The organism is Actinopolymorpha rutila (genome assembly GCF_013407855.1).
Taxonomy (GTDB): domain Bacteria; phylum Actinomycetota; class Actinomycetes; order Propionibacteriales; family Actinopolymorphaceae; genus Actinopolymorpha; species Actinopolymorpha rutila.
Genome location: NZ_JACBZH010000001.1, coordinates 6,499,622 through 6,520,959 on the forward strand (window position 1 = coordinate 6,499,622; position 21,338 = coordinate 6,520,959).

The following is a 21,338-nucleotide window of genomic DNA, read 5'->3' on the forward strand; positions in this document are numbered from 1 at the left end:
CGGGAAAACCCGCCCAGGCACGGCAAGCTGCCCGACCCGACCCCGACTCCCCGCCACTCCGGACGACGGCGGGGGCGACGTGGGGTACAACGGTGGGGATGCCTGACCAGCCCCAGCCTCCCCCCGGATCCGATCTCGCCGCCCGTACGGACGCGCTCAGGCGCAGGGTGACCACCGCCGTACGGGCGGTGGCGCAACTCCTCGTCCTGCTCGGGGCGTACCTCCGAAAGCCCGCCATGGTCGCCGGGGTCATGCTGCTCGCGGGCGCCGGCGCGTGGTTCGGGATGGCGGTGCTGGGTACGACGAGCCGGCCGATCGGTCCCGTGGAGACGTCCATGCGGCTGGTGCCGTCCCTGCACGGCCAGTCGGTTCTGTCGCTCCCGCCACTCGGGACGCTGGCGATCAACAGCCACGACGGGCCGCTGCAGTTCGACGTCACCGTGGACCGGATCAACCAGGACGCGGCCAAGAAGATCTTCGAAGACCCGACCGTCCTCGCCGGGCTGGAGGGCGAGGTGATCAACGACGTCCGCAAGGGTGTGTACGCCACCGCCGGGCGTGGCCTGGTCGCAGGGACCGCCTGCGCGATGCTGGTGACGCTGATCGCGGTCCGGCGTCCCCGCCCGACGCTGGTGGCCGGCGGGGCGGCCGCGGTGGCGATCACAGGGATCTACTCCTTCGCCGGGCTCACCCTGCATCCCCGGGCGATCGCCGAGCCCCGCTACACCGGGCTGCTGACCGGCGCCCCGTCGCTGATCGGCGACGCGGAGGATCTGGCGCACAACTTCGACGCGTACTCCAAGGAGCTCGTCCGGCTGGTCACGAACGTCACCAAGCTGTACGACGTCACCGCCACGCTGCCGGCGTACCAGCCGGACTCCAACGTCACCCGCGTCCTGCACGTTTCCGACCTGCACCTCGGCGAGCACGCGTGGGACGTGATCGCGTCGGTGGTCAAGCAGTACCGCGTCGACGTCATCGTGGACTCCGGTGACATCACCGACCACGGGACGAGCGCCGAGAACGTCTTCCTCAACCGCATCCCGTCGCTGAAGGTGCCCTACGTCTGGGTGCGCGGCAACCACGACTCGACGGTCACCGAGGACGCGATGAAGGCGCTGCCGAACGTCGTGGTGCTGGACGGCTCGGTGCGCAAGGTGAAGGGAATCACGTTCCTGGGCGCGGGCGACCCGAGGTTCACCCCCGACCGGAGCAACCGGAACATCCCGGCCGAGACCGAAGCTGTCGTACGCCAGGCGATCGGGATGGGCAGGGTCGCCGACAAGTACGACGCGTCGCACAAGGAGAAGCCGTCGTCGGAGCTCGGGGCGACTCCGGGGCGAACCGCCACGCCTGGCGAGACACCCGGGGAGACGCCCGGAGCGACACCCTCCCCCGGGCAGACGGTCGGACCGAACGGCGAGCCGATCCTCAACCCGCGGCCGGCGATCGACGCGATCGTCTACCACGACAGCGCGGGAGCCCCGATCGTCGACGGCAAGGCGTCCCTGATCCTCACCGGGCACGCCCACAAGCGGCTGAACCTCACGCTGCCCAAGGGGAGCCTGCTGATGCAGGAGGGTACGACCGGCGGGGCCGGGCTGCGGGCGCTGGAGAAGTCCAAGCCCGCGCCGATCGAGATGTCGGTGCTGTATCTCGACAAGTCGACGCAGGAACTCGAGGCCTGGGACGAGATCACCCTCGGCGGGCTGGGGCTGACGTCCGCCCAGATCGAACGCCACCAGGTCAAGCCGGAGAAGGCGACCACGCCGAGCCCGGTGCCCACGCCGACCGGGCCGTACCCCGACTCGCCGCTGCCCACTCCGACGATCACCCGATGGCCGACCGAGGAGCCGTCGCAGACCCCGGGCGAGACCCCGGCGGGATCGCCGCCCGCCACTCCGTCAGACACCTCGTCGCCGGCCGGGGCGCCGGCCAGGCAGGGCCGGCCGAACCCGGGATGATCGGGCGGGTGATCCCTGGGTGTCGACCGACCCTGATCCGCCCCGATCCGCCCTGATCGGACAAATCGCAGGTCATCAGGGTTGGCGTGGGCGATGCAGGCACCCGGGGGTGCCCGGTTTGGCCCGCCCGACGGCCTACCCATACACTTGTGCGGTCCCTGACGGCGGAGAGATCCGGCTGGACTTGCCCTCATCGTCTAGAGGCCTAGGACGCCGCCCTTTCAAGGCGGTAGCACGGGTTCGAATCCCGTTGGGGGCACGCGCGATGGGTGCGATAGCATTCAACGTCGCAAGGCAACAAAGCATGACGCATGGCCCCGTAGCGCAGTTGGTTAGCGCGCCGCCCTGTCACGGCGGAGGCCGCGGGTTCGAGTCCCGTCGGGGTCGCTGGGTGATCGGCACAGCCGATCACCTTGTTGTATGGGCAGGTAGCTCAGTTGGTACGAGCGTCCGCCTGAAAAGCGGAAGGTCGGCGGTTCGACCCCGCCCCTGCCCACCACATTCCCCCAGGTCAGTGACTTCAAGGCTCCCGGCAGATACCTGCCGGGAGCCGTCGCAACTGAGACCAGGGCGCCCGAAAACTGAGACCGCCGACGGCATCGTGCCTGTTCAGCGGCCTGCGAGGCTCCGCCTCGGAAGCGGACGGTGTAGAGGCCGTCGAGCCTCTCAGCTGTGACTACGCCGATCTGCAGCCCACCGGCGAACACTGTCGCGAGCGGACGTTGCATGGGCGACCTTGGTTCGGCCGTCCCACCCACGTGTCTCAGACCTGGTCTCATTCGCCTGCGTTCACCGACGCCGGCAACAAACCCCGCACGCAGACTGACCCTCCTCACGCTCCCGGCCTGGCCACGAGCCACATGACGGGCGTGCCACCTTTCACGAACCTGGCTACTCAAGCCGCCCGAGCCTCGTTCTGGCGATTGCGTCCAATGAGTCCAGCACCGCTCGCAGCTCTAGGCTCCGCATGTGCGGCGGATAACGGCATATCCGTCGTGGTGATCGGCGTCTTGGTCTCGAGATCGCCGGAGGTCTCGCCGCGCTCGACCACGACCGACTCCTACTCGCCGGCGTGTTCCTCGTAGGGCTGCTGGTGACCGTCGCCGGCGCACTCCTGACAGCCGTGAACACAGACAGCGCACTGATGCGAACGGGCACCAGGACGTGAATCTGGCCAGCGAGAGTCAGCGGTATCGGGTCACTTCCTGCCGTTCTGCCCGCGGACGTTGATGGCACGTCGTGCATGGTCACCGTTTTCGGCGAGGTCTACGAGCAGGGTGGCTGCATCGGCTCTGGACAGGCCGATGGGCCGGTCGAGCATGCCGGTGGAGGTGTGCGGCGCGCCGACCGAGCGGTGGTCGGTGAGCCGGTTGAGCCGTGCGATGGTCCAGGTCAGGTCGCTGGCGGTGACGATGCGTTCGGCCTCGGCGGTGTCGGCGTACGGGGTGGCGAGCAGTTTTCGCATCAGCCACATGATCGCCTTGGGGTCCGTGGCGACGAGCGGGTAGGCGCTGGTGATCACCAAGCGCTGCACGCCGTGATCCTGCATCGATGCGGTGACGGTGCGGGTCACCTCAGTAAGCTGGTGCGGGTCGTTGCGGCGCCCGCCGGAGACGGTGATGACTACCGCCTCCGCTCCGCCGACCGCCCGGCCGACCGCTTCTGGGTCCCGGCCGTCACCGGAGGTGATGGCCGAGAACAGGCGTGGGTCGGGTAGCCGGTCGGGGTGTCGGGCAAGGCCGGTGACCTGGTGGCTGCGGCGGCTGGCCTCCTGCGCGACGTGCCAGCCAAGCCGGCCGGCGGCGCCAATAACGGTGATCTTCATCGAGTAACTCCCGTTGTCGACTCTGTCGGCGTCTGCCAGTCGAGGTGGTGCTCGTAAACCTCGCGGACGCTCTTGGCGTTGGCGGTGGCACGGAGGATCGGGGGCAGCATGAGGTCGCGCATGAATCGGCCGAGCAGGCCAGGCGCCTTGTTGTTGTTGATCCTGGCCGCGGCTTTGATGATCTTCTCAACCCGCGGGCGGCGGACGGCCTCGAAGTGCCGGAACGCCGTCGTGGGGGCGTCCAGGTCACGCAAGGCCGTCGCCAATACGACGGCGTCCTCGATGGATAACGACGCTCCCTGCCCAGATGTGGGTGACGGGGCGTGCGCAGCGTCGCCTACGACGACCATCCGGTCGGAGTACCAGCGGGCCAGGTGCGGGTAGGTGTGGATGGGCGTCATCGGAGCGAACTTCTCGGTGGCGGCGATGAGCTCGAAGGCCGGGCTGGCGTCGTCGGCGTACAGCTCGGCGAACGTCCTCCGCCAGTCTTCGGCTCCCATGGCTTCGACCTCGCCCAGGGCGGGTTCGGTCTTGCGGGGGAGGTTGACGAACCACCAGACCTGTCCGTCGGGGGCGACGGCATAGCCGAAGAACGCGCGTTTGCCGAAGATCATCTCGTAGTCGCCGGGTGCAGTCGGGACCGTGACGCCGGAGGCATAGCCTCCGGTGGTGAGCAGCCCGGCATAGGACGGTGCTGGGGCGGTGGGGTCGATCAACCGGCGCACCGTGGAGTGGATGCCGTCGCAGCCGACCAGGATGTCTGCCTCGGCGCTGGTGCCGTCGGCGAACGCTGCCCGCACGCCGGCCAGGGTCGTGGTGGCGCCGACGAGCCGCTTGCCGTGGACCACCTGGATCCCGCGCGCGAGGGCCTGTCTGTGCAGGGCCTGGTACAGGTCGGCGCGGCGGATGGTGTGGCTGAGCGTTCCGTCGGCCAGCGCCCCGCCTGTGGCGGTGAGGCCGAGGCGCTTGCCGGTGTGGGTGCGAAGCGTGATGCCAGGAGTCGGGAAGCCGGCCGCGATGGCGGGTCGATCGGCGTCGATGGCCCGCAGCGCGTCGATGCCATTGGTGGCAAGGGTGAGCATCACCCCGTTGCCGTCGGCGCCGTCTGGGCGGGCCTCGTAGATGGTGGTCTCGATGCCGGCCTTGGTGAGTGCCATCGCGGTCGCCGGGCCGGCGATCCCACCGCCGATCACGAGAGCTGTGCGGGTGGATGTCATGTCGTAGGTCCTTCCTCGTCGCCCGGCCCGGACGCGTCGTCGCCAATGGTTGTGTTCGGGACCGCCTGGCCGGCGTGGTAAGCCGCCCAGGGCTCGAACAGGCCGGCCTCGGGATCTTCGATCCGTACGATGAATGTCTTGATGAAGGCCGACTCGGCTTCGAGCAGGGCGATCCGGTAGTCGTCCTCGACCAGGAACAGGGCCGAAACTCCCTTGGCCACTGCCGCGTCGAGCTGGTCGCGGATGGCGGCGGTCTCGGCAGCCAGGCTGCCCACGCGGTCCCGCAGCAGGCTCACAACCGTGTCCGGGGGCAACACCGCGACCAGCGAGAGGGCGGCGGCGAAGGCCGGGTACTCGTGACGCGGCTCGCTAATGAGTTCCTGGAGCCAGTCGCGCATCTCGGCGCGGCCGAGGTCGGTCAGCTCGTACATCGTGTGCTTGGGCAGCTTGCCCGACTGGCCGGTCCCGGCGGCTCGGATGAACCCGGCCGCGTCCATCTGGCGTACGACGCCGTACAGCGCGCCGTAGCTCAGCTTGAAGGTCCGGGCCGCGTCATGGTCCTTCAGCATCCGGTTCAGCTCATAGGCGTGCATCGGCCGTTGCGTCAGGTACGAGAGCACGGCCAGCGCCAGCAGGTTGTTCACGGTCCGCGTCACAACATCACCTCGAACCCGAGGATAGTCTCTCAAAACTAGTTTCGCAAAACTACTACCTGCTTGCCAGCCTGAGAAACTGCCCCCACGTGGGCGGTCAGCGACCATCGCCGAACAGCCATTCGGCCCGCCGTCGACGTTCCCCAAGCTGAAAAGAGGAAGTGTGGTGCGCGCCGTCGTTGGGTCGTCCGTGACGCATCCGCGACTCGGTGAAGCTGCCCCCGTGTACGACCTGCAGCCGACGATCCTCGACGCAAAGCTCCGTGCTTGTGGTCTCAGACGTGGTCTCATTCGTGCGCGTTCGCCGATGGCCGGCGACGGCCGGGGACCACGCTGACCTGCGCAGACGTACCCAGACGGAGGATGGTGAACGTGGGTCCGTGGCCCTGAAAAGCGGAAGGTCGGCGGTTCGACCCCGCCCCTGCCCACCACATTTCCCCAGGTCAGCGACTCAGAGGCTCCCGGCAGATGCCTGCCGGGAGCCGTCGCAACTGAGACCAGCAAGCCCGGAAACTGAGACCAGCGACGGCATCATGCCTGGTCAGCGGTCGGCAAGGCTCCGCTTCGGAAGCGGACGGTCGGAGGCGTCCTCCGCAGCTCTCTGCTGGGATGGGTCTCTCTGCAGCGCATCGGCGAACACCGAACGAGCGGGCGGTACATAGGCGATCTTGTTCGGCCATCCCGTCCCACGTGGTCTCAGACCGGCCCTCATTCGCCTGCGTTCGCCCACGCCGGCAACGAACCCCGCACGCAGACGGACCTTCATCGCCCCCAGCACTGGCGACAGAGCCACGTGAGTCGAGGCGTGGAACGCCTCCCCGAGCTGCGTGGTCTGATCACGGCTTGAGTGCCTGCACTGCCTTGGGAGGGAGCCATTGGGTCCTGGTGGTGGTGCACGCTTCGGCGCGGGCGAGGCTCACGAGGCGGCGATGCGGAATCCCACGACGGTGGGCGACTCGTCGTAGAGGCCATGCCGTCTCGCGCATCGTGCGAGGTCCCGATCGTGCAACCATGCACCACCCCGGGTGAGGTGGGGGTCGTGGGCGAACGGATCAACCTGCGGCACCTCGGTTGGCGCCCCCGGGTAAGGGTGGTAGACGGTGGCCGTCCACTCGTCGCAGTTGCCTGCCAGGTCGAGGACGCCGAACGGGCTCGCCCCGTCTGGGAAGGAACCTACCGGGAGGGTTCCGCCGGCCCTGACGTCGACGAGGTTCGCGAGCCCTGGACGGTAGGCGTTGCCCCACGGGTACTCCCGTGCGTCGGCGCCACGGGCGGCGCGCTCCCATTCGTCCTCCGTGGGCAGGCGTACCTGCGCTCCGAGCTGCTCACTCAGCCATGCGCAATAGGCCACGGCATCGTTCCAGCGAATGCCAGTGACCGGATGGTCGGGCAGTCCGGGCTCGGCGAGGTTCGTGAGGCCGGTGTCGCGGGCGAAGAATTCCCAGTCCGCATGGGTCACCGGCGTACGCGCAATGGTGTAGGCCGGCATCGGGACCTCCGCACGAGGGCACTCCTTGCGGAACCACGCGATGTCAACGGGGAGATCGTCGTGTCGGGCGAAGATCGCGGAGACGTCCTCGCACGGCGTACCGCGAACGAGCGTTCCGGCGGGTATGTCGATCCAGGGTTGGTGCGGTGGTGTCGGCATGTGAGAAGCGTCGCAGCTCCCCCCACGGCAGGCATCGGTCCTAGGACGGGCACGGTCTCAGTCATCCGGCCTACGTCCCACAAGGAGGTCCTGAGGTTCCATTGCAAGCGGTGTACCCGGAACCTGCACAGGGCCGCAAGGCCAAGCCTGACGGTCGACGCGTCGAGCCTTGCGGTGGCCCTGTGCAGAACTCGGGTGCGGACAAGCTGTCCGACCGATAAGTGTTCCGGCGGCTGTGGAGGCTGCCTTGGCATCAGCGGACGCCAGTTGTCCGCCGATCTGGTTGAGCGTGGCGTTTAGTTTTCGCCCAGTCGGCGTGGTGATGGACACGTTCTGCACCTGGAGGCCGACCTGGTATGTGCCACTGTTCAGGTCACCGAGATTGCCGCACTGCTGGTCTCAGACTTGGTCTCATTCGCCCGCGTTCGCCGATAGTCGGCGATGGCCGTAGATGGCGCTGACCTGCGCAGAGGTACTGCGGCGGTGGGTGGAGAACGTGGGTCCGTGGCCCTGAAAAGCGGAAGGTCGGCGGTTCGACCCCGCCCCTGCCCACCACATTCCTCCAGGTCAGCGACTTAGAGGCTCCCGGCAGATGCCTGTCGGGAGCCGTTGCAAGTGAGACCAGAAGGCCGGAAAGTGAGACCACCGGACGGCATCGTGCCTGGTCAGCGACTTGTGAGGCTCCGCTTCGGAAGCGGAAGGTCGCCGCAGGGTTCTGGCCATTGCGTCCAATGCGTCCGCAGTCGGAGCGCGCCCTCGCCGAGTCACACCGGCGGAGTCCTGTCACGCGGGTCGGTGCGTGGTCACCGCCGTCCAGTGCAACGCGTGACGGCAGTGCGGTTCCGGGCATCTGCCGTCAGGGCAGCACGGTTGAGCGTGCCGGGACCATTGGCCTTAGGCCGCCCGGCATGTTCAAGGGCATTGCGGACAGCTTCTGCACAGCAACACGACTCCTGGATTGTGTGGCGGAGCGACGACCCAGTCGGGGCTATGCGCCCACCCATCCCCTCGAATCGCCGCGCACCGTGGATAACGCACCCGGGTCGTCACCAGGGGGACGCCATGTACGACGCGTATGGACTTGAGGTCCTTGACCAAAGTGAGTGTCTCGAGCTTCTAAGACAGAACAAGGTTGGACGATTCGTCTTTGTCGACCGCCTGCTTCTTGCTGTACATCCAGTGGCATACGTCTTCGATCAGGGCAGCATCGTCTTTCAGACCAATGGCGGCGCCAAGCTCGACGCAGCCACCAAGCACGACCTTGCCGCATTTGAGGTTGACTACATAGACCCTGATCTTGGATGGGGATGGACTGTCACGCTCAGCGGACATGCCGAACCAGTCACCGATTCCTACGAGGTCGCACGTCTGCACGAACGGCTACCCGAGCCGTGGACGAATTCCGGCAGAGTCGACGTCATCCGGATGCACGGCGAGATCATCCAGGGTCGGCGCAAGAAGCCTGATCAAGTCGATCCGAGTCATCTGATGCCTGACAACAGCGGCCAAGCAGTCCACGGCGACTCACCAGACCGCCGCCACCAGGCCGAAGGGGAACACGCCAAGACGCAAGGAAGCGCCCCTATACAAAGCTGAGGTCATGGGAGTCTGCCCCGACTAAGCCTTTCGCGCCAAGCCAAGCCCGGGATGTCAACGACGCAGCCAACCCTCGATGCCTACTCCGACCCGACGGACCTCGGTACACCGAAGCGGCGCATGGCGACCGCGGTTAGCGTCGCCACCTTCTCCAGCGTGGCAACAGGCTGTGCATTCGAAACGCCCGCGCGCGTCCAACATGCACGCGCGCACGAGGCGGCAGTGCTGTTCGCAAAGTCGCCCGTTCCCATCACAGCACCGCACCACGCGGAGTCACTTCGAGGGCGGCCACGCCGCGGCCGTACAGCACGACGAGCCGGTCTCCATGCCTCGTGCGAAGCACTCCGGAATCCTGCGCCAGTTGTGTGACGACGTGTTCGATGACCTGATCAACCTCGGCGATGTGGGGCTCGTCGTAGGTAAGGTCGATGTGCTCGCCGCCACCGGTGAAACGGACACGTAGGACAACCTCTGCCATGTCGATGCAGCTTAGGTCCTCGGCGGTCGCGTCGCGTCTAGCCGCGCGGATGGGGGCTTGCGCAGGCCAGCACGACCCCCATCTCCCCAAGCTGTTCACGGCTGTTCGCCCAGACTTCCGCGGGCGCGGGCTGAGGCCGGTCGTTCCTGCGTGAACGGCGGCGCGAACACGGACGAATGGGACGGAGTGTCTGCCAGCCGGCTCGTTGTCCCTCGACGGCATCACGGTGCGAGTATGGATGAAGCGAGGCTTGCCCGTGCACGCCTCGCCCTCGCGTACCGCCCGTCGGCGGGACCTCACAAAGCGACCAGTTCGGTGGCGGGACCGCAGGGAAGGCGGTGGTCAGGATGGCGCTCTTGTTCAAGTTCGAACTGGCCATCATGACCGTCGAGACGTACGACCGCCTCGTCGTAATGCTGGAGGAAACCGGCGCCGGCTCTCCCCCAGGCCGCCTTTACCATGTCACGTACGGGCCTAAGGACCGGCTGAAGGTTGTCGACGTCTGGGATTCGCCGCCCGACCTGGGCCCGGGGCAGTTCCAGGAATTCGCCGAAACGCTCGTTCCTACTCTCAAGGAACTCGGAGTCGTCCTGCAGGAACCCGATGTCTACCGAGTACACAGCATCATCAAGCCTCAACGGACGGCTACTAGGGTGGCTAGGCGTCTCTTGGTCAAGTTCGATCCGCCCGGGATGAACGTCGGACAGTCGAACGAGATCGCCAAGTCCCTCGATGAAGCTGGGCTCGGCGCACCGGCCGAGCGGCTCTACCACGTCTGCTACTGCGATGGCGACGAACTCCGCATGATCTCCGTCTGGGAAAGCGAAGAAGCTCTCCGGGCCTTTTTCGATCAACTTGCCCGTACCGCTGTCGATCGCGAGATGACCGAGATTGCACGAACGGAGCCTGTGATCGAAGAGGTCCACCACATCATCGACGGGTCACAGTGACCGATCCCCCCGCATCCGCCTCGTAACCAGCCAGATTGAAAGCCGAAGCAGAGCGGTAAAGGGCCGAAGATCACGGAGCGACGCGATCGACGTTCGAATGGTCCGCGTCACAGCCTGAGTGTGGTCTCAGACTTGGTCTCATTCGCCTACATTCGCGACCGGTCGGCGAGGACCGCGGATCGTGCTGACCTGCGCAGACGTACCGAGGCGGAGCCGCGCGAACGTGGGTCCTTGGCCCTGAAAAGCGGAAGGTCGGCGGTTCGACCCCGCCCCTGCCCACCACCTCTGACCTGCGGATTCACTTTCCACGTGAATCCGCGCTGGTCGGAATGACGCCAACGATGACGCCAACAGCGTCCGTCGGCGTCACTGGAGTCGCTCATCGAGCCTCCTCAGCGCTGCCCGCTTCGGAAGCGGACGGTCGGAGGCACCCCCCGAAGGTCTCGGCTGTGATGTGCCTCGCTGCAGTGCATCGGTGAACGCCGTGCGGGCGGGCGTTACATTGGCGATCTTGTGCGGCCATCCCGTCCCAACCTGGTCTCAGACCTGGTCTCATTCGCCTGCGTTCGCCGACGCCGGCCACGCGCCACGTACGCAGAAGAACCCTTATCGCTCTCGTCCTGGCAGTTACGTCCAATGAGTCAGCCGGGTGACCGTCCCTGAGGGCTCGCCGCGTTTGGAGCACGGTCCTCGATCCGCGACTTCATGCCGGTCGGGCCGCCCGACGGCTCGGTCCCCGTCGACCATCTCGCTCCAGGGGGGCGTCTGGACGTCGTTCGCGTGGGTGGCGAAAGTGCCGGGCCCGGGGTTCGTCCATCGTTGGAGGTGTGGGCGTTGACTGCGATCAGGTCAGTCCCGCCCTCCTACGCAAGCGCGTCGAGCAGTGTCGCTTCAACAAGGTCGAGTGCCTTGTGTGCGGCGCCGAGAGCGACAGCACTCTCGCCCAACGACGAGACGACCACCTGGGGCGGTTCGACTCCGGCTCCGGAGATCCCGTGCAGAACCTCGACGATGGGCGGCAGGATCAGCTCCTCCGCGGCTGGGGCGCGTCCCCCGAGGACGAACAGCTCCGGGCTGATCAGCGTCGTCACGGCAATAGAGACGGCGCAGAGCCGAGCCAGGGCGGTCTCCAGTTGACGGAGCGCGGTGGCCTTCCCGCGCTGGACTGAGGCGAGCATCGTGTCGAGGTTGCCGACGTGGACACCGTGGAGCGGTTCGAGGTCGCGGACAAGGGTCCGTACCGCATCAGACCGCGCATCCCCGCCAGCGACCAGATGGTCGACCTGCCGACGGGCCGCGGTATGAACGAACTCTTGGATCCCCTCGGTCGGATTGCTGTCTCTGAGCATCCCAAGGAACGTCATCTCGCCGGTGCCGCCGCGCTTTCCTCGGACGAGTGAGCCACCGATTACGATGCCCGCACCGATGCGTTCGCCGGCCATCAGCAGAACCACATCGTCAAAGCCGCGAGCGGCACCTTTCCAGCACTCGCCGACGACGGCGAGGTTGGCGTCGTTTTCTACAGCGACGGTGCAACCGAACGCGTTCCGTACTTCCGCGGCGAGGGCCAACCCAGACCATCCCGGCATAGCGTTGCAGAACGTGACTGAGCCGGTCTCCCCGTCGACGATTCCTGGCGTTCCGACACCGATGGCCCGCAGATCGGCCGCGGTCGCGTCGATGTCCTCCAGGACCGCAGTGCTCAACTGCCGGGCCGCGCGGAGCCGCCGCGGCCGGGTCATCGTCGGATCGAGCTGACGCACACGAGTCGCGAGGGGCGTGCCGACCAGATCGGTGACGACGACCTCCAGCCGGTACACACCGATGTCGATGCCAAGCAACCTGCCACCTTCGGCCCGGAACCGAAGGCGCCGTGGCGGACGCCCACGGCCGCGCGCCCCGTCGCCCGTCGGGCTTGTGGCCTCCGCGACAAGACCGACGCGGATCAGATCGTCGGCTACGGCATCGAGGGTCGCGCGGGAGAGGCCTGCTCGTGTCGCAACGTCGGTGACGTTCTGCGGTCCGTGCGTACGCAGCACATCAAGGACACGGCCCGCGTTAAGTCTACGCAGTAGGGGCGGTGTCGCCGGCTCGACTCGTGCCATGCGGCGCCTCCTTCGTGGCTATTTTTCATAGAACCCTTGACTTATTATGCCCGACCGTCCCACTCTTGTCGCGCAGACCTTCGTTCTCGCCTCACACGCAATACACACTCACCCGTCGTACTCCGCGCGGTTCCTCGTGCGCGCCGGACCTGCCGGAAGGACAGCGATGCGGACCAGAGCACACGCCGTCATCGTCATCGTCGGACTTCTTCTGCTTCCGCTCGGACCGCTGGGCGCCGCGCAGGCGAAGTCGACGGTGGTCGACGTTTGGGTGGAGAATTCGCTGCGCACCATCTATCAGGCGAGCACGCTGCCGCAGAACGCAGCAACTGAGATCGGGCTCGTCTCGGGGCGAAACGAGTACGAGAGTGCGCAGATCGCGCTGCGCAGCACCGAGTCGTTGACGATCAACAAGGTCGCGTTCACAGACCTGGTCTCCAGCACTGGTCATCGCATCACGGCCAAGAATCTCCGTGCGCATTTCGAGGAGTACGCGGACTCGGCGACCGTCCAACCGAACGGGTTCTTTCCCGACCGGGTGGGCATGCAGCTGTATCCAAAGTCCGCGCTGCCCGATCCGCTGTCCAACGACATGGCCGTCCGAGTCGCAGCAGGCACGACGCAGCCCATCTTCGTCACCAGCTATGTGCCTACGAGTACGCCGCCAGGCACCTATGCCGGCACCGTCACCGTCAATACGACGGGCGGAACTCGAACCGTTCCGATCCGCGTTGCCGTCGCCAATGCGACAATCCCCCCGATCGATGACGCCAACTTTGTGCAGTACCACTGGACCATGACCAACGGCTTCACCTGGGACGGGCTGCAGTGGAAGGGTGAGGGCAGTAAGGCGTACGACGTAGGTAAGTACTACTACGGCGTGAAGACCTACAGCGACGAGTGGTTCAAGCTGATGGACAACTTCGCCAAGGAGCTGGCCGACTATCGGACGAACATGGTCTGGATCCGCACAGACCTTCTCCTCCAGGCGGCCGGCACGCAGCTCTCCGACTTCACCACGGGAATCCCCGACAACATCGACTGGTCTCTGTTCGACCGCTACGTGGAAACGTTCCGTCGGCACGGAATCACCAACTTCGCCAACCAGCATCTGATCCACACGCTCAACAAGATGCCGGACGACGAGAAACCCAACGACTCGTGGAACACCGCGTTGCCCGATCATCTCCCGGTGACAGACGCCTACCTCACGAACTACCTGACCGCGCTGAATCGGCACCTCAAGAAGAAGGGATGGACCGAGCAGAAAGGTGTCAGGTGGTACCAGCACATCCTCGACGAGCCGATTTCCAATGACCAGCGCAACTGGTGGACGTACGTCGCGCGCAAGATCAAGCAGATCGACGCGGACACGGGGGCAGAGTTTCGCACGATGGACGCCGATCCCAACGGGATCCTGCTGGGCGACCAGACCAGGCCGTACGTCGATACCTGGGTGCCGATGACACCCGCCTTCCAGGCGAACAAGGCCGCGTACAAGGCACAGCAGGCGACCGGTCAGGACCTGTGGGCCTATACCTGCGAGGTCAACACCCCACCGTGGCTGAACCGGTTCTGGTCCCAACCGACACTTACCGGCCGGCTGTTGTTCTGGAACCTCGAACGCCAAGGCATACAAGGACACCTGCACTGGGCGTGGAACGCATGGTACGTCGGCCCCTGGAACGGCGACTCCTACATCGTCTATCCCGACCGGGCGCACCTGACCGTCAAGAGCAGCCTGCGTTATGAGGCACTACGCGACGGGTTGGAAGATTACGAACTCCTGCACCAGGTGGAGCAGTCCAACCCTGACCTCGCGCACAAGATCGCCGACAGCGCCGTGAGCGTGCAGGACCCGAGGAAGTACACCCTCGATCCTTCCTACATCAAGACACTGCACGACTATCTCGTTCGAGCGGCCGCAGGCGAGAACGTTGGCGACGTGCCGGAGTCGACAAGTCCGTACGACGGTCAGGACACCCCCCGCACCTACCTCGTCGACGACACTGACACCAACATCACCTATACGGGAGACTGGTTCACCCGGAAGCGGCAGTACGCCTACGCGGGCGGCGTCTCGATGAGCACCACTGCCAACGACGCGATGACATACAGGTTCCAGGGTTCGGGAATCGACGTCATCGTGGAGAAGGGCAACACGTCCGGAAAGGTCGCGATCTCCGTCGACGGCGGTCCCGCCCAGGTCGTCGACCTCTACGAGGCACCGGAGTACGACTACGTGACGGTCTACGGCGCACGCAACCTCGCTCCCGGCGTCGCACACACGATCAGGGTCGAGAACCTCAACGGCAAGGAACTACGCTTCGACGGGCTCCGCGTGCACATGCATCCCGGCCAGCGGCACTACGACGCTTCACTAGCGAGCCTGGACGTCACCGGCGCGAAGGACTACCTGTTCGACCCACGCCTCACGACATACAGACTCCTGATCCCAGAAGGTACCGATACCGTCTCCGTAACGCCGACCCTGACCGACAGTGCCGGCTCGCTGACAATCAACGGGACGTCGATGGCCAATGGAGCCACAGCCACGGTGCATGTGCCGGACGGCAAGAGCACGCTGCACCTACGTACGACAGCCAGCGACGGAGCCACATCGTCCCTCTACACGGTCGAACTGGTGAAGGGCGCTCTCAACACGCCCGACGCCAATGTCGCACGGTCGTACTCCGCCATCACCGCTTCGGCAACCCGCTCCGGCGACGGCGGCGTGACGTACGGGCCACAGAAGATGGTCGACGGTGACGACGGGACAATGTTTGCAGCGCAGCAGGGATACACCGACACGCACCCGTTCCCACACGAAATCGCCCTCACGTGGAGCGAGCCACAGAACCTGAACACGATCGTGATGCAGACACCCTCCGGCGTGCTGCAGGGCATCACCGACGCCGACGTCCAGACCTCCCCCGACGGCATCACCTGGACGACGGTGGCGCGCGGCGTTCAGTTCCGCTGGACCCGCGACAAGGACGACGGCGTGATGGAATCGATCGCAGCCGATCTGCCCAACCTCAGTAACGTCACGCACCTGCGACTGCACATCAACGACGCCAACTACAAGACGTGGAGCATGTACGCCGTCTACGAACTGCAGTTCTACAACCTCACCGACCACGGAGAGGTTGCCATAGGTTGACCGCTAGCCGGCCGCCCGCGAGATGATCATCTGGCGAGCGGCCGGACACGTCAGCCGTCGGTGCCCTGGTCGACCCGTCACCTGTTTTGCCGACCCGCATGTATGAGGATCGAAGCTCTCGCGAGTGGCTGCAATCTTGCAGTGCGACCGGGGCGAGTCACCGCCCTGTGATGCCAATTGTCGCGGCGAGGCGAGGCCGACCAGGAGTGCGCCGCAGGCGCTGATGATGCAGCAGTGCCTGCGCCCGGCGCTTCCGCGGGGGCACCTGTCCTCGGCTCCCAGCCGAGCTCCAGGAGCAGGGTGACGCAGCTGTGCCGCAGATCGTGAAAGCGCACCCCGCCCAGCCCGGCCACCTCCCGGATCGGGTACCAGCTGCGCCGCAGGGTTGTCCGGCTCCACCGGCGTCCCGGTCCTGCTTGTGAACACGTGCCCGCAGTCCACCCAGGTGCCGCCGGCCAGCTGCCGCTCCCTGGCCTGCCGCTCCCGGTGATCCTTCAACGCCTCGACGCAGACCCCGACCAGCGGCACCGTCCGCCGCGACGTTCTGGTCTTTGCGTCACCACCTGAAGCTGACCGTCGACCCGCTGCAGGCTCCGACGAACTTCGAGCGGGCCCGCGTCGAGGTCGAGGCATCCCAACGGGGCCCGAGCAGCTCGCCACGGCGCAACCCGACGTAGAGCGCCAGGACATACAGCCCATGGTCAGGTTCGGCGACAGCCCGCAGCTTCCTCGCCTCGGCGACACCGACGCCGCGGTTCACCTCATACGTCGGCGCGGACACTTGGACGAGCTTCGCGACACTCCGCGCCAACAACTCCTCTCTGACTGCCGCCTGCAGCGCGTTCCGCAACACCGAGTGCACCTGCTGGACCAGACGAGCCGACGGGACCCGCTCACAACACCGCCCGATCGCGCAGCCCCTCCGCTCCCCCACCGGCCGCCGGCCGTCGACACCATGCAGGCGGCACAGGCAGGTGCTGCGAAGCCTGGCCAGGAACTGCCGGACGTCGACACCGATCAACCGATGCAGCCGCTTCCGCCCCAGCTGTGGGATCAGGTGCACGCGCACCACCACGCCACAACCCTGATGCGTCTTGGGCTTACGCGCGGGCCGGACGACGTGTTCGAGCCAATAGAGCAGGAACCGCTCGACAGTCCAGCCCGTGGCCTCGGCCGGGATCCCCTGATGCGACCTGGACATCGCCTCGACGAGCTTGCGGTTCGCGGCCTTCTCACTGGTGGCGTAGTAGTCACGGCGCGCAGTACTGCCGTCTGGCATGAGCACGTACGCCCGCGCCACCCAACGCCCGTCGCTGCGCTGGTAGACGGTGCCATTGCCGTTCGCACGACGCTTGCGGCTCTCCCGCTGCCGCTCCGTCATGCCACCGACTCCTCCTCGACCAGGAGCGCGATCACCTCGGGCAGCGCGTCGACGGGCACGAGCCGGCGCTTGCCGATCTTCACCGTCCACAGGCACCGTGACCTGATCAGGTCGCACAAGGTGCTCTTGCCGGTGCGGAGACGTTCCGCAGCCTCCGCCGTCGTCAGTAGTAGCTGTTCCATGCGGCGTTTCTCCGCCGACAGGCTCGCCGACTTTACGCGCGGACGGTCTAGCCTTGAGGCCGTGGCGATGCTGATCGCGGTGTGGGGAGCATCGGCTGGCATGGGCAAGTCGACGCTGTGTGCGGGCCTGTCCTATTGGCTGGCCGACGCGGGCCTGAAGGTGGACCACTTCCGTGAAGAGGAGATCCTCACCCGGCCGCAGTTCGGTGCCGTGGCCGACATGTTCCGGGCGACCGGCACCGTCGACGTGGAGACGTTGATGGCCGCGTCCGCCGAGTTCGTGTCGGCGGTTCTGGAGAGCGGCGATGATGTCGTGGTCGCAGACGCCTTGGTGCCGTTCGTCCCGACGCTGCTGGCCATGAACTACCCCGACGAGACGATCGACGCGTTCCTGACCGAACTCACCGAGGTGCTCGCACCGCTCTCTCCCGTGATGGTCTTTCTCGACGGGCGCGCCGAGATCGGATTGTCCCGAGCAGCAGCAAGAGAAGACGATAAGTGGCTGGGCTGGTACGTCGACAAACTTGGTCGGTATGAGGTCAGTCCTCCGGTAACCGACGTCGCGTCGGCGGTGAGGTACCTCCAGCGGGAGCGTGCGGTGACCCTCGACGCGGTTCGCCGTAATGGCTGGCCCCTTGTGCTGATCGAGCACGCCGACGAGCGGTCACCAGTCGAGGTGCTCCAGGTCGCGCAGCGCGGTCTAGCTCCAAGGGTGGGCGGCATCGTCTGAAGCATGTCGGCGATCCTCGTCTGCGCGATGGAAACACCGTCCGCAGTGCGTGTCAGTGATCGGTGAAGACTTTCCCACGTCTTTAAAGGCGGCCTCACGGCCGCCGCGCGCCCGCCTGACGGCGCCGGCCCTCCCTCCGCGCCTTCGGCGCCCGGTCGGCCGGCGCGGCTGGGCGCGACAAAAGGGCCGCCAGAACACTGGCGACCCTCATCAGCTCCCGCTCCGCGGGAGGTGTCTGTGGCTGGTGGCGGGCCGGAGGCTTTAGCCACCTCGCTTGGCCCGGGACCCTAAGGTCGGCGGCCCACGGTGGGCGGTCAAGGGCGGGCAGCCAAGCTGCCCACCGAGCCGGACAAGGCTATGGGCCGCCGACCTCCCGGACCAAGCCAGGTCACCGGCCAAACCCTCCGACCCTCCGAGCGCATTCCGGCCTGGTGATCGCCCCAGCCACCCGCGCTTGACCATATAAGGCCGCTCCGCCGGGTTGTGGCTTAGCGAGGGCCGCCGGGACGATCGCAAGGGACCGTAGCGGACTTCGAAGCCATTCGCTGGCCGGCATGAACCGGTCGCAGCCCCATCCGCGGGCATGCGCGGGCTGCTGGGGGGAGGGGGCCGCGCCAGTGCCGTGGACCAACGAGGTCGGCTGAGTGGACGCCAGGGGAACGAGCTCTGACCGAGCATCCGAAGTCGATCGTGAGGCCGAATATGGCCACGCCCGCGGCTGGCGGGCGCGCCGCGCAGAGTCCGGCCCGCTGGACCACACGGGAGCTGACGATGGCCTCCGGCAACGGGGGATACCGAAGACCGCTCGAAATGTGAACCAGCGGGCCGACCGCCAGAAAGCTAGCGGACGGTGGTCTAGCCGAACAACCCGAACCCACTCTCCGGACAAGAACTGCCAAAACGGACTGCAGTCGACCTAGATTCAGCGACATCAGGCAACACCGGTCAGCACGCCGATCACGTCGGCATCGGGTCATCGGGGGACACACCTGCCCAGTCGGCGCCAGGAGTTTGCGAAAGCCAGGAGCCACGCAGTCTCGACGCCATCGCACGTACGTGCCTAGGCTTGGCGTCATCCCAGCAGGTAGCGACGCAGTAAACCCCCCGAAATGCACGCAAGGCTGTATTCCACTGAGGATCTGCACGAGCGAGCCGCAGATGCACGGACGCTCGCCGTGCAGCTGTGCCACGGTGAGGACGAGCCACGTGCTCGCACAACGGGTGAACGCAGTGAGCAGCTCAGCGACCAGGGCGAAGCGCATCACTTCCACCAACTCGCCGCTGCCGAGCGCGTCCGCGCAGTCGCCGGGCGAAGCGTCGCGAACCTCCTCCGACAGCTGTCCGCCGACACACGTCGCCGACTCATCGAAGAAGGGCCTGCCCTCAGCCCGCACGAGCGTGACCAAGCCGCCGCAGAACGGGACATGGCCGCCCACTACCGAGACTGGATCGCCGATCAACGCAAAATAGACGCCGACAAACGCGATCGGATCGCCGACGAACGAGATCACGCCGCCGACGAACGCGGCCGCCGCACCGAGCACCAACAGCGCCACGCCGACGAGCGCGAACGCCTGCTCAACGAGCGCGAACACCTCATCGCCGAACGCGAGCGGATCGCCGACGAGCGGGACCAGGCCGCCAGCCCCCAAGCCCGACAGCCGCCGCGCTCTACGACCCGCACACCTGAGCACACCACGTCTCAAGCAGAACGTGCTCGGCCTCCAGCGGTGGGCGACAAGGACGGTGACGGCGCCGACCTGTTGTCCTAGCCAGTGGACGGCGGTGGACAGCTGACCTCGACAGCGTCCCGGAGAGCATGGCACCGGCGGGTGCCTGCTGATCGTTGGCAGGCGCCCGCCGGTGGCGACAGGAGATGGTCAGGCCCCTACGGCCTCCGTGCGCTTGCTGCGGATCGCGATGACGATCACGGCGAGGGTCAGCGCGAGGAACACCGTCGAGCCGGTGAAGGCGGTGGCGATAGCTTCGGCCAGCGTGTGGTGTTGCACCGCCAGCGGAGACGCGCCGACCGGGTGCCCGGCCGCGTGTCGGCTGGCCGTGCCGAACAGCGTCACCAGAATGCCGAGCCCGAGCGCACCCCCGACCTGCTGGGTCACATTGACCAGTCCGGATGCGGCGCCGGCGTCGCGTGGTTCGACGCCTGCCAATGAGGCGGTGGTGAGCGGGATGAACACAATGCCGATACCGAGGCCGAGGAAGACCATCGGCACCACGATGTGGGGGAAGTACTGGCTTGTAGAGGAGAGCCGACTCAGGAACGCCATGCTCGTCAAGGCGACCGCGGTTCCGACGATCATCAGCCGCCTGCCACCGAGACGCGGCACCAGCCTCGGCACGATTCGAACCATCGCGAACAGTCCGACGGTCATCGGCAGGAAAGCGAACCCGGCTTTGACGGGACTGTAGTCGCGTACCCCTTGCAGGTACTGCGTGAGGAAGAAGAACATCCCGAACATTCCGCCGACGAGCAGCAGGCGCGCGACGTAGGAAGCGCTGCGCTCGCGGTCGGCGAACAGTCGCAGCGGAGTGATCGGGTGCTCGGCCCTCCGCTCGGTACGTACGAAGGCGGCGAGCAGCGCGGCACCGAGAACGAACGCCACCAGCGTCACAGTGTCGCTCCACCCGTCGGACGCCGCTCTGACCAGCCCGTACACCACCGACGACATGCCCAGGGTCGAAGTGACCGCGCCCGCGAGGTCGAAGTGTCCCTGCCTGCGTTCGGTCTCGGGCAGGAACCGCGGTGCGAGCAGGATGATGGCGACCCCGATCGGAATGTTGATGAACAGCGACCAGCGCCATGACACCCAGTCAGTGAGGATGCCGCCCAGGACGAGCCCGACGCTGGCACCGCCGGAGCTGACCGCGCTGTACAGTCCGATCGCCCGCAACCGCTGGGGTCCTTCGGGGAACGACGACGTGAGTAGGGCAAGCGTGGACGGAGCGGCTATCGCCGCCCCGATGCCCTGCGCGGCACGGGCGGCCAGCAACCATTCCGCCGACACCGCGAGACCGCCGAGGAACGACGCGAGAGTGAAGACGGTGATGCCTGCGACGAAGACCCGGCGCCGCCCGAGCAGGTCGCCGGCGCGGGCGCCGAGGAGGAGGAGTCCCCCGAAGGCAAGACTGTAGATGTTCTGCACCCAGGAGAGGTTGGTCGGTGAGAAGTGCAGTGATCCGCTGATCGTCGGGAGTGCGATCGTCACGATCGTCGCGTCGAGGATGATCATGAGTTGGCAGGCGAGGATGAGTACGAGAGCGAAGGTCGTGGCGTGGCGCCCCACCCCCAACCTGGGGATAGGGTCTGCCGCGCTGACGGACGTCGTCATGAAGTGACTGATCCCTTCGGATGACATACAGGAAGTGCTAAAGTGGAGGCGCCCTCCAGAACTATACGGAGGCACCCTCCGGTTTGCAAACGATTCGGA

15 protein-coding genes and 3 tRNA genes are annotated in these 21,338 nt (G+C 66.5%); 9 read left to right on the forward strand and 9 right to left on the reverse strand.

The window, feature by feature from the left end:
• The first annotated feature begins 98 nt into the window (after positions 1-98).
• From F4554_RS29185 to F4554_RS29200, 4 genes are all read left to right on the forward strand, one after another.
• Positions 99-1,964, forward strand: a complete 1,866-nt coding sequence (locus tag F4554_RS29185) for a metallophosphoesterase family protein (protein ID WP_179790817.1) — start codon at positions 99-101, stop codon at positions 1,962-1,964.
• Between the two features lie 186 nt (positions 1,965-2,150).
• A tRNA-Glu gene (locus F4554_RS29190) sits at positions 2,151-2,223 on the forward strand.
• 54 nt (positions 2,224-2,277) lie between these two features.
• A tRNA-Asp gene (locus tag F4554_RS29195) sits at positions 2,278-2,351 on the forward strand.
• 35 nt (positions 2,352-2,386) lie between these two features.
• A tRNA-Phe gene (locus tag F4554_RS29200) sits at positions 2,387-2,463 on the forward strand.
• A 699-nt stretch (positions 2,464-3,162) separates the two neighbouring features.
• On the opposite strand, the gene F4554_RS29205 is transcribed toward F4554_RS29200, so the two are convergent.
• From F4554_RS29205 to F4554_RS29220, 4 genes are all read right to left on the reverse strand, one after another.
• On the reverse strand, positions 3,163-3,789 hold the full coding sequence (locus tag F4554_RS29205) for an NAD(P)-dependent oxidoreductase (protein WP_179790818.1): 627 nt from the start codon (positions 3,787-3,789) through the stop codon (positions 3,163-3,165).
• Positions 3,786-5,006 (reverse strand): FAD-dependent oxidoreductase, encoded by a 1,221-nt coding sequence (locus F4554_RS29210; protein WP_179790819.1) that lies wholly within the window; start codon positions 5,004-5,006, stop codon positions 3,786-3,788. Before F4554_RS29210 ends, F4554_RS29205 begins: the two co-directional genes overlap by 4 nt.
• A complete protein-coding gene (locus F4554_RS29215) occupies positions 5,003-5,650 on the reverse strand; it encodes a helix-turn-helix transcriptional regulator (protein WP_202889510.1) in 648 nt (215 codons plus the stop codon). The genes F4554_RS29210 and F4554_RS29215 overlap by 4 nt, the downstream gene beginning before the upstream one ends.
• Before the next feature lie 925 nt (positions 5,651-6,575).
• Entirely contained in the window at positions 6,576-7,307 is a 732-nt protein-coding gene (locus F4554_RS29220) for a formylglycine-generating enzyme family protein (protein ID WP_179790820.1), read from the reverse strand.
• A gap of 1,062 nt (positions 7,308-8,369) precedes the next feature.
• Here F4554_RS29220 and F4554_RS29225 point away from each other — a divergent pair.
• A complete protein-coding gene (locus F4554_RS29225; protein WP_179790821.1) occupies positions 8,370-8,903 on the forward strand; it encodes a pyridoxamine 5'-phosphate oxidase family protein in 534 nt (177 codons plus the stop codon).
• 250 nt (positions 8,904-9,153) lie between these two features.
• Here F4554_RS29225 and F4554_RS29230 read toward each other — a convergent pair whose 3' ends face one another.
• The gene (locus F4554_RS29230) at positions 9,154-9,381 is read right to left on the reverse strand and encodes a hypothetical protein (protein WP_179790822.1); all 228 of its coding nucleotides are present in this window, start codon (positions 9,379-9,381) and stop codon (positions 9,154-9,156) included.
• Between the two features lie 347 nt (positions 9,382-9,728).
• On the opposite strand from F4554_RS29230, the gene F4554_RS29235 reads away from it, so the two are divergent.
• Positions 9,729-10,331 carry a hypothetical protein gene (locus F4554_RS29235; protein ID WP_179790823.1) on the forward strand — a complete coding sequence of 201 codons (603 nt, stop codon included), beginning with the start codon at positions 9,729-9,731 and terminating at the stop codon, positions 10,329-10,331.
• 863 nt (positions 10,332-11,194) lie between these two features.
• Here the strand turns inward: F4554_RS29235 and F4554_RS29240 are convergent.
• Positions 11,195-12,172, reverse strand: a complete 978-nt coding sequence (locus F4554_RS29240; protein ID WP_179790824.1) for an ROK family protein — start codon at positions 12,170-12,172, stop codon at positions 11,195-11,197.
• 430 nt (positions 12,173-12,602) lie between these two features.
• On the opposite strand from F4554_RS29240, the gene F4554_RS29245 reads away from it, so the two are divergent.
• The gene (locus F4554_RS29245; protein WP_179790825.1) at positions 12,603-15,599 is read left to right on the forward strand and encodes a glycoside hydrolase domain-containing protein; all 2,997 of its coding nucleotides are present in this window, start codon (positions 12,603-12,605) and stop codon (positions 15,597-15,599) included.
• 556 nt (positions 15,600-16,155) lie between these two features.
• On the opposite strand, the gene F4554_RS29250 is transcribed toward F4554_RS29245, so the two are convergent.
• Positions 16,156-16,980, reverse strand: coding sequence for a hypothetical protein (locus tag F4554_RS29250; protein WP_179790826.1), 825 nt, complete (start codon positions 16,978-16,980; stop codon positions 16,156-16,158).
• Entirely contained in the window at positions 16,977-17,162 is a 186-nt protein-coding gene (locus F4554_RS29255; protein WP_179790827.1) for a helix-turn-helix domain-containing protein, read from the reverse strand. Before F4554_RS29255 ends, F4554_RS29250 begins: the two co-directional genes overlap by 4 nt.
• A gap of 61 nt (positions 17,163-17,223) precedes the next feature.
• On the opposite strand from F4554_RS29255, the gene F4554_RS29260 reads away from it, so the two are divergent.
• Positions 17,224-17,892: a hypothetical protein gene (locus F4554_RS29260; protein ID WP_179790828.1), complete on the forward strand. Its 669-nt coding sequence runs from the start codon at positions 17,224-17,226 to the stop codon at positions 17,890-17,892.
• Positions 17,893-19,316: 1,424 nt separating this feature from the next.
• Positions 19,317-19,664 carry a hypothetical protein gene (locus F4554_RS29265; protein WP_179790829.1) on the forward strand — a complete coding sequence of 116 codons (348 nt, stop codon included), beginning with the start codon at positions 19,317-19,319 and terminating at the stop codon, positions 19,662-19,664.
• Positions 19,665-19,772: 108 nt separating this feature from the next.
• Here F4554_RS29265 and F4554_RS29270 read toward each other — a convergent pair whose 3' ends face one another.
• Entirely contained in the window at positions 19,773-21,239 is a 1,467-nt protein-coding gene (locus F4554_RS29270) for an MFS transporter (protein ID WP_179790830.1), read from the reverse strand.
• Between the last annotated feature and the right edge of the window lie 99 nt (positions 21,240-21,338).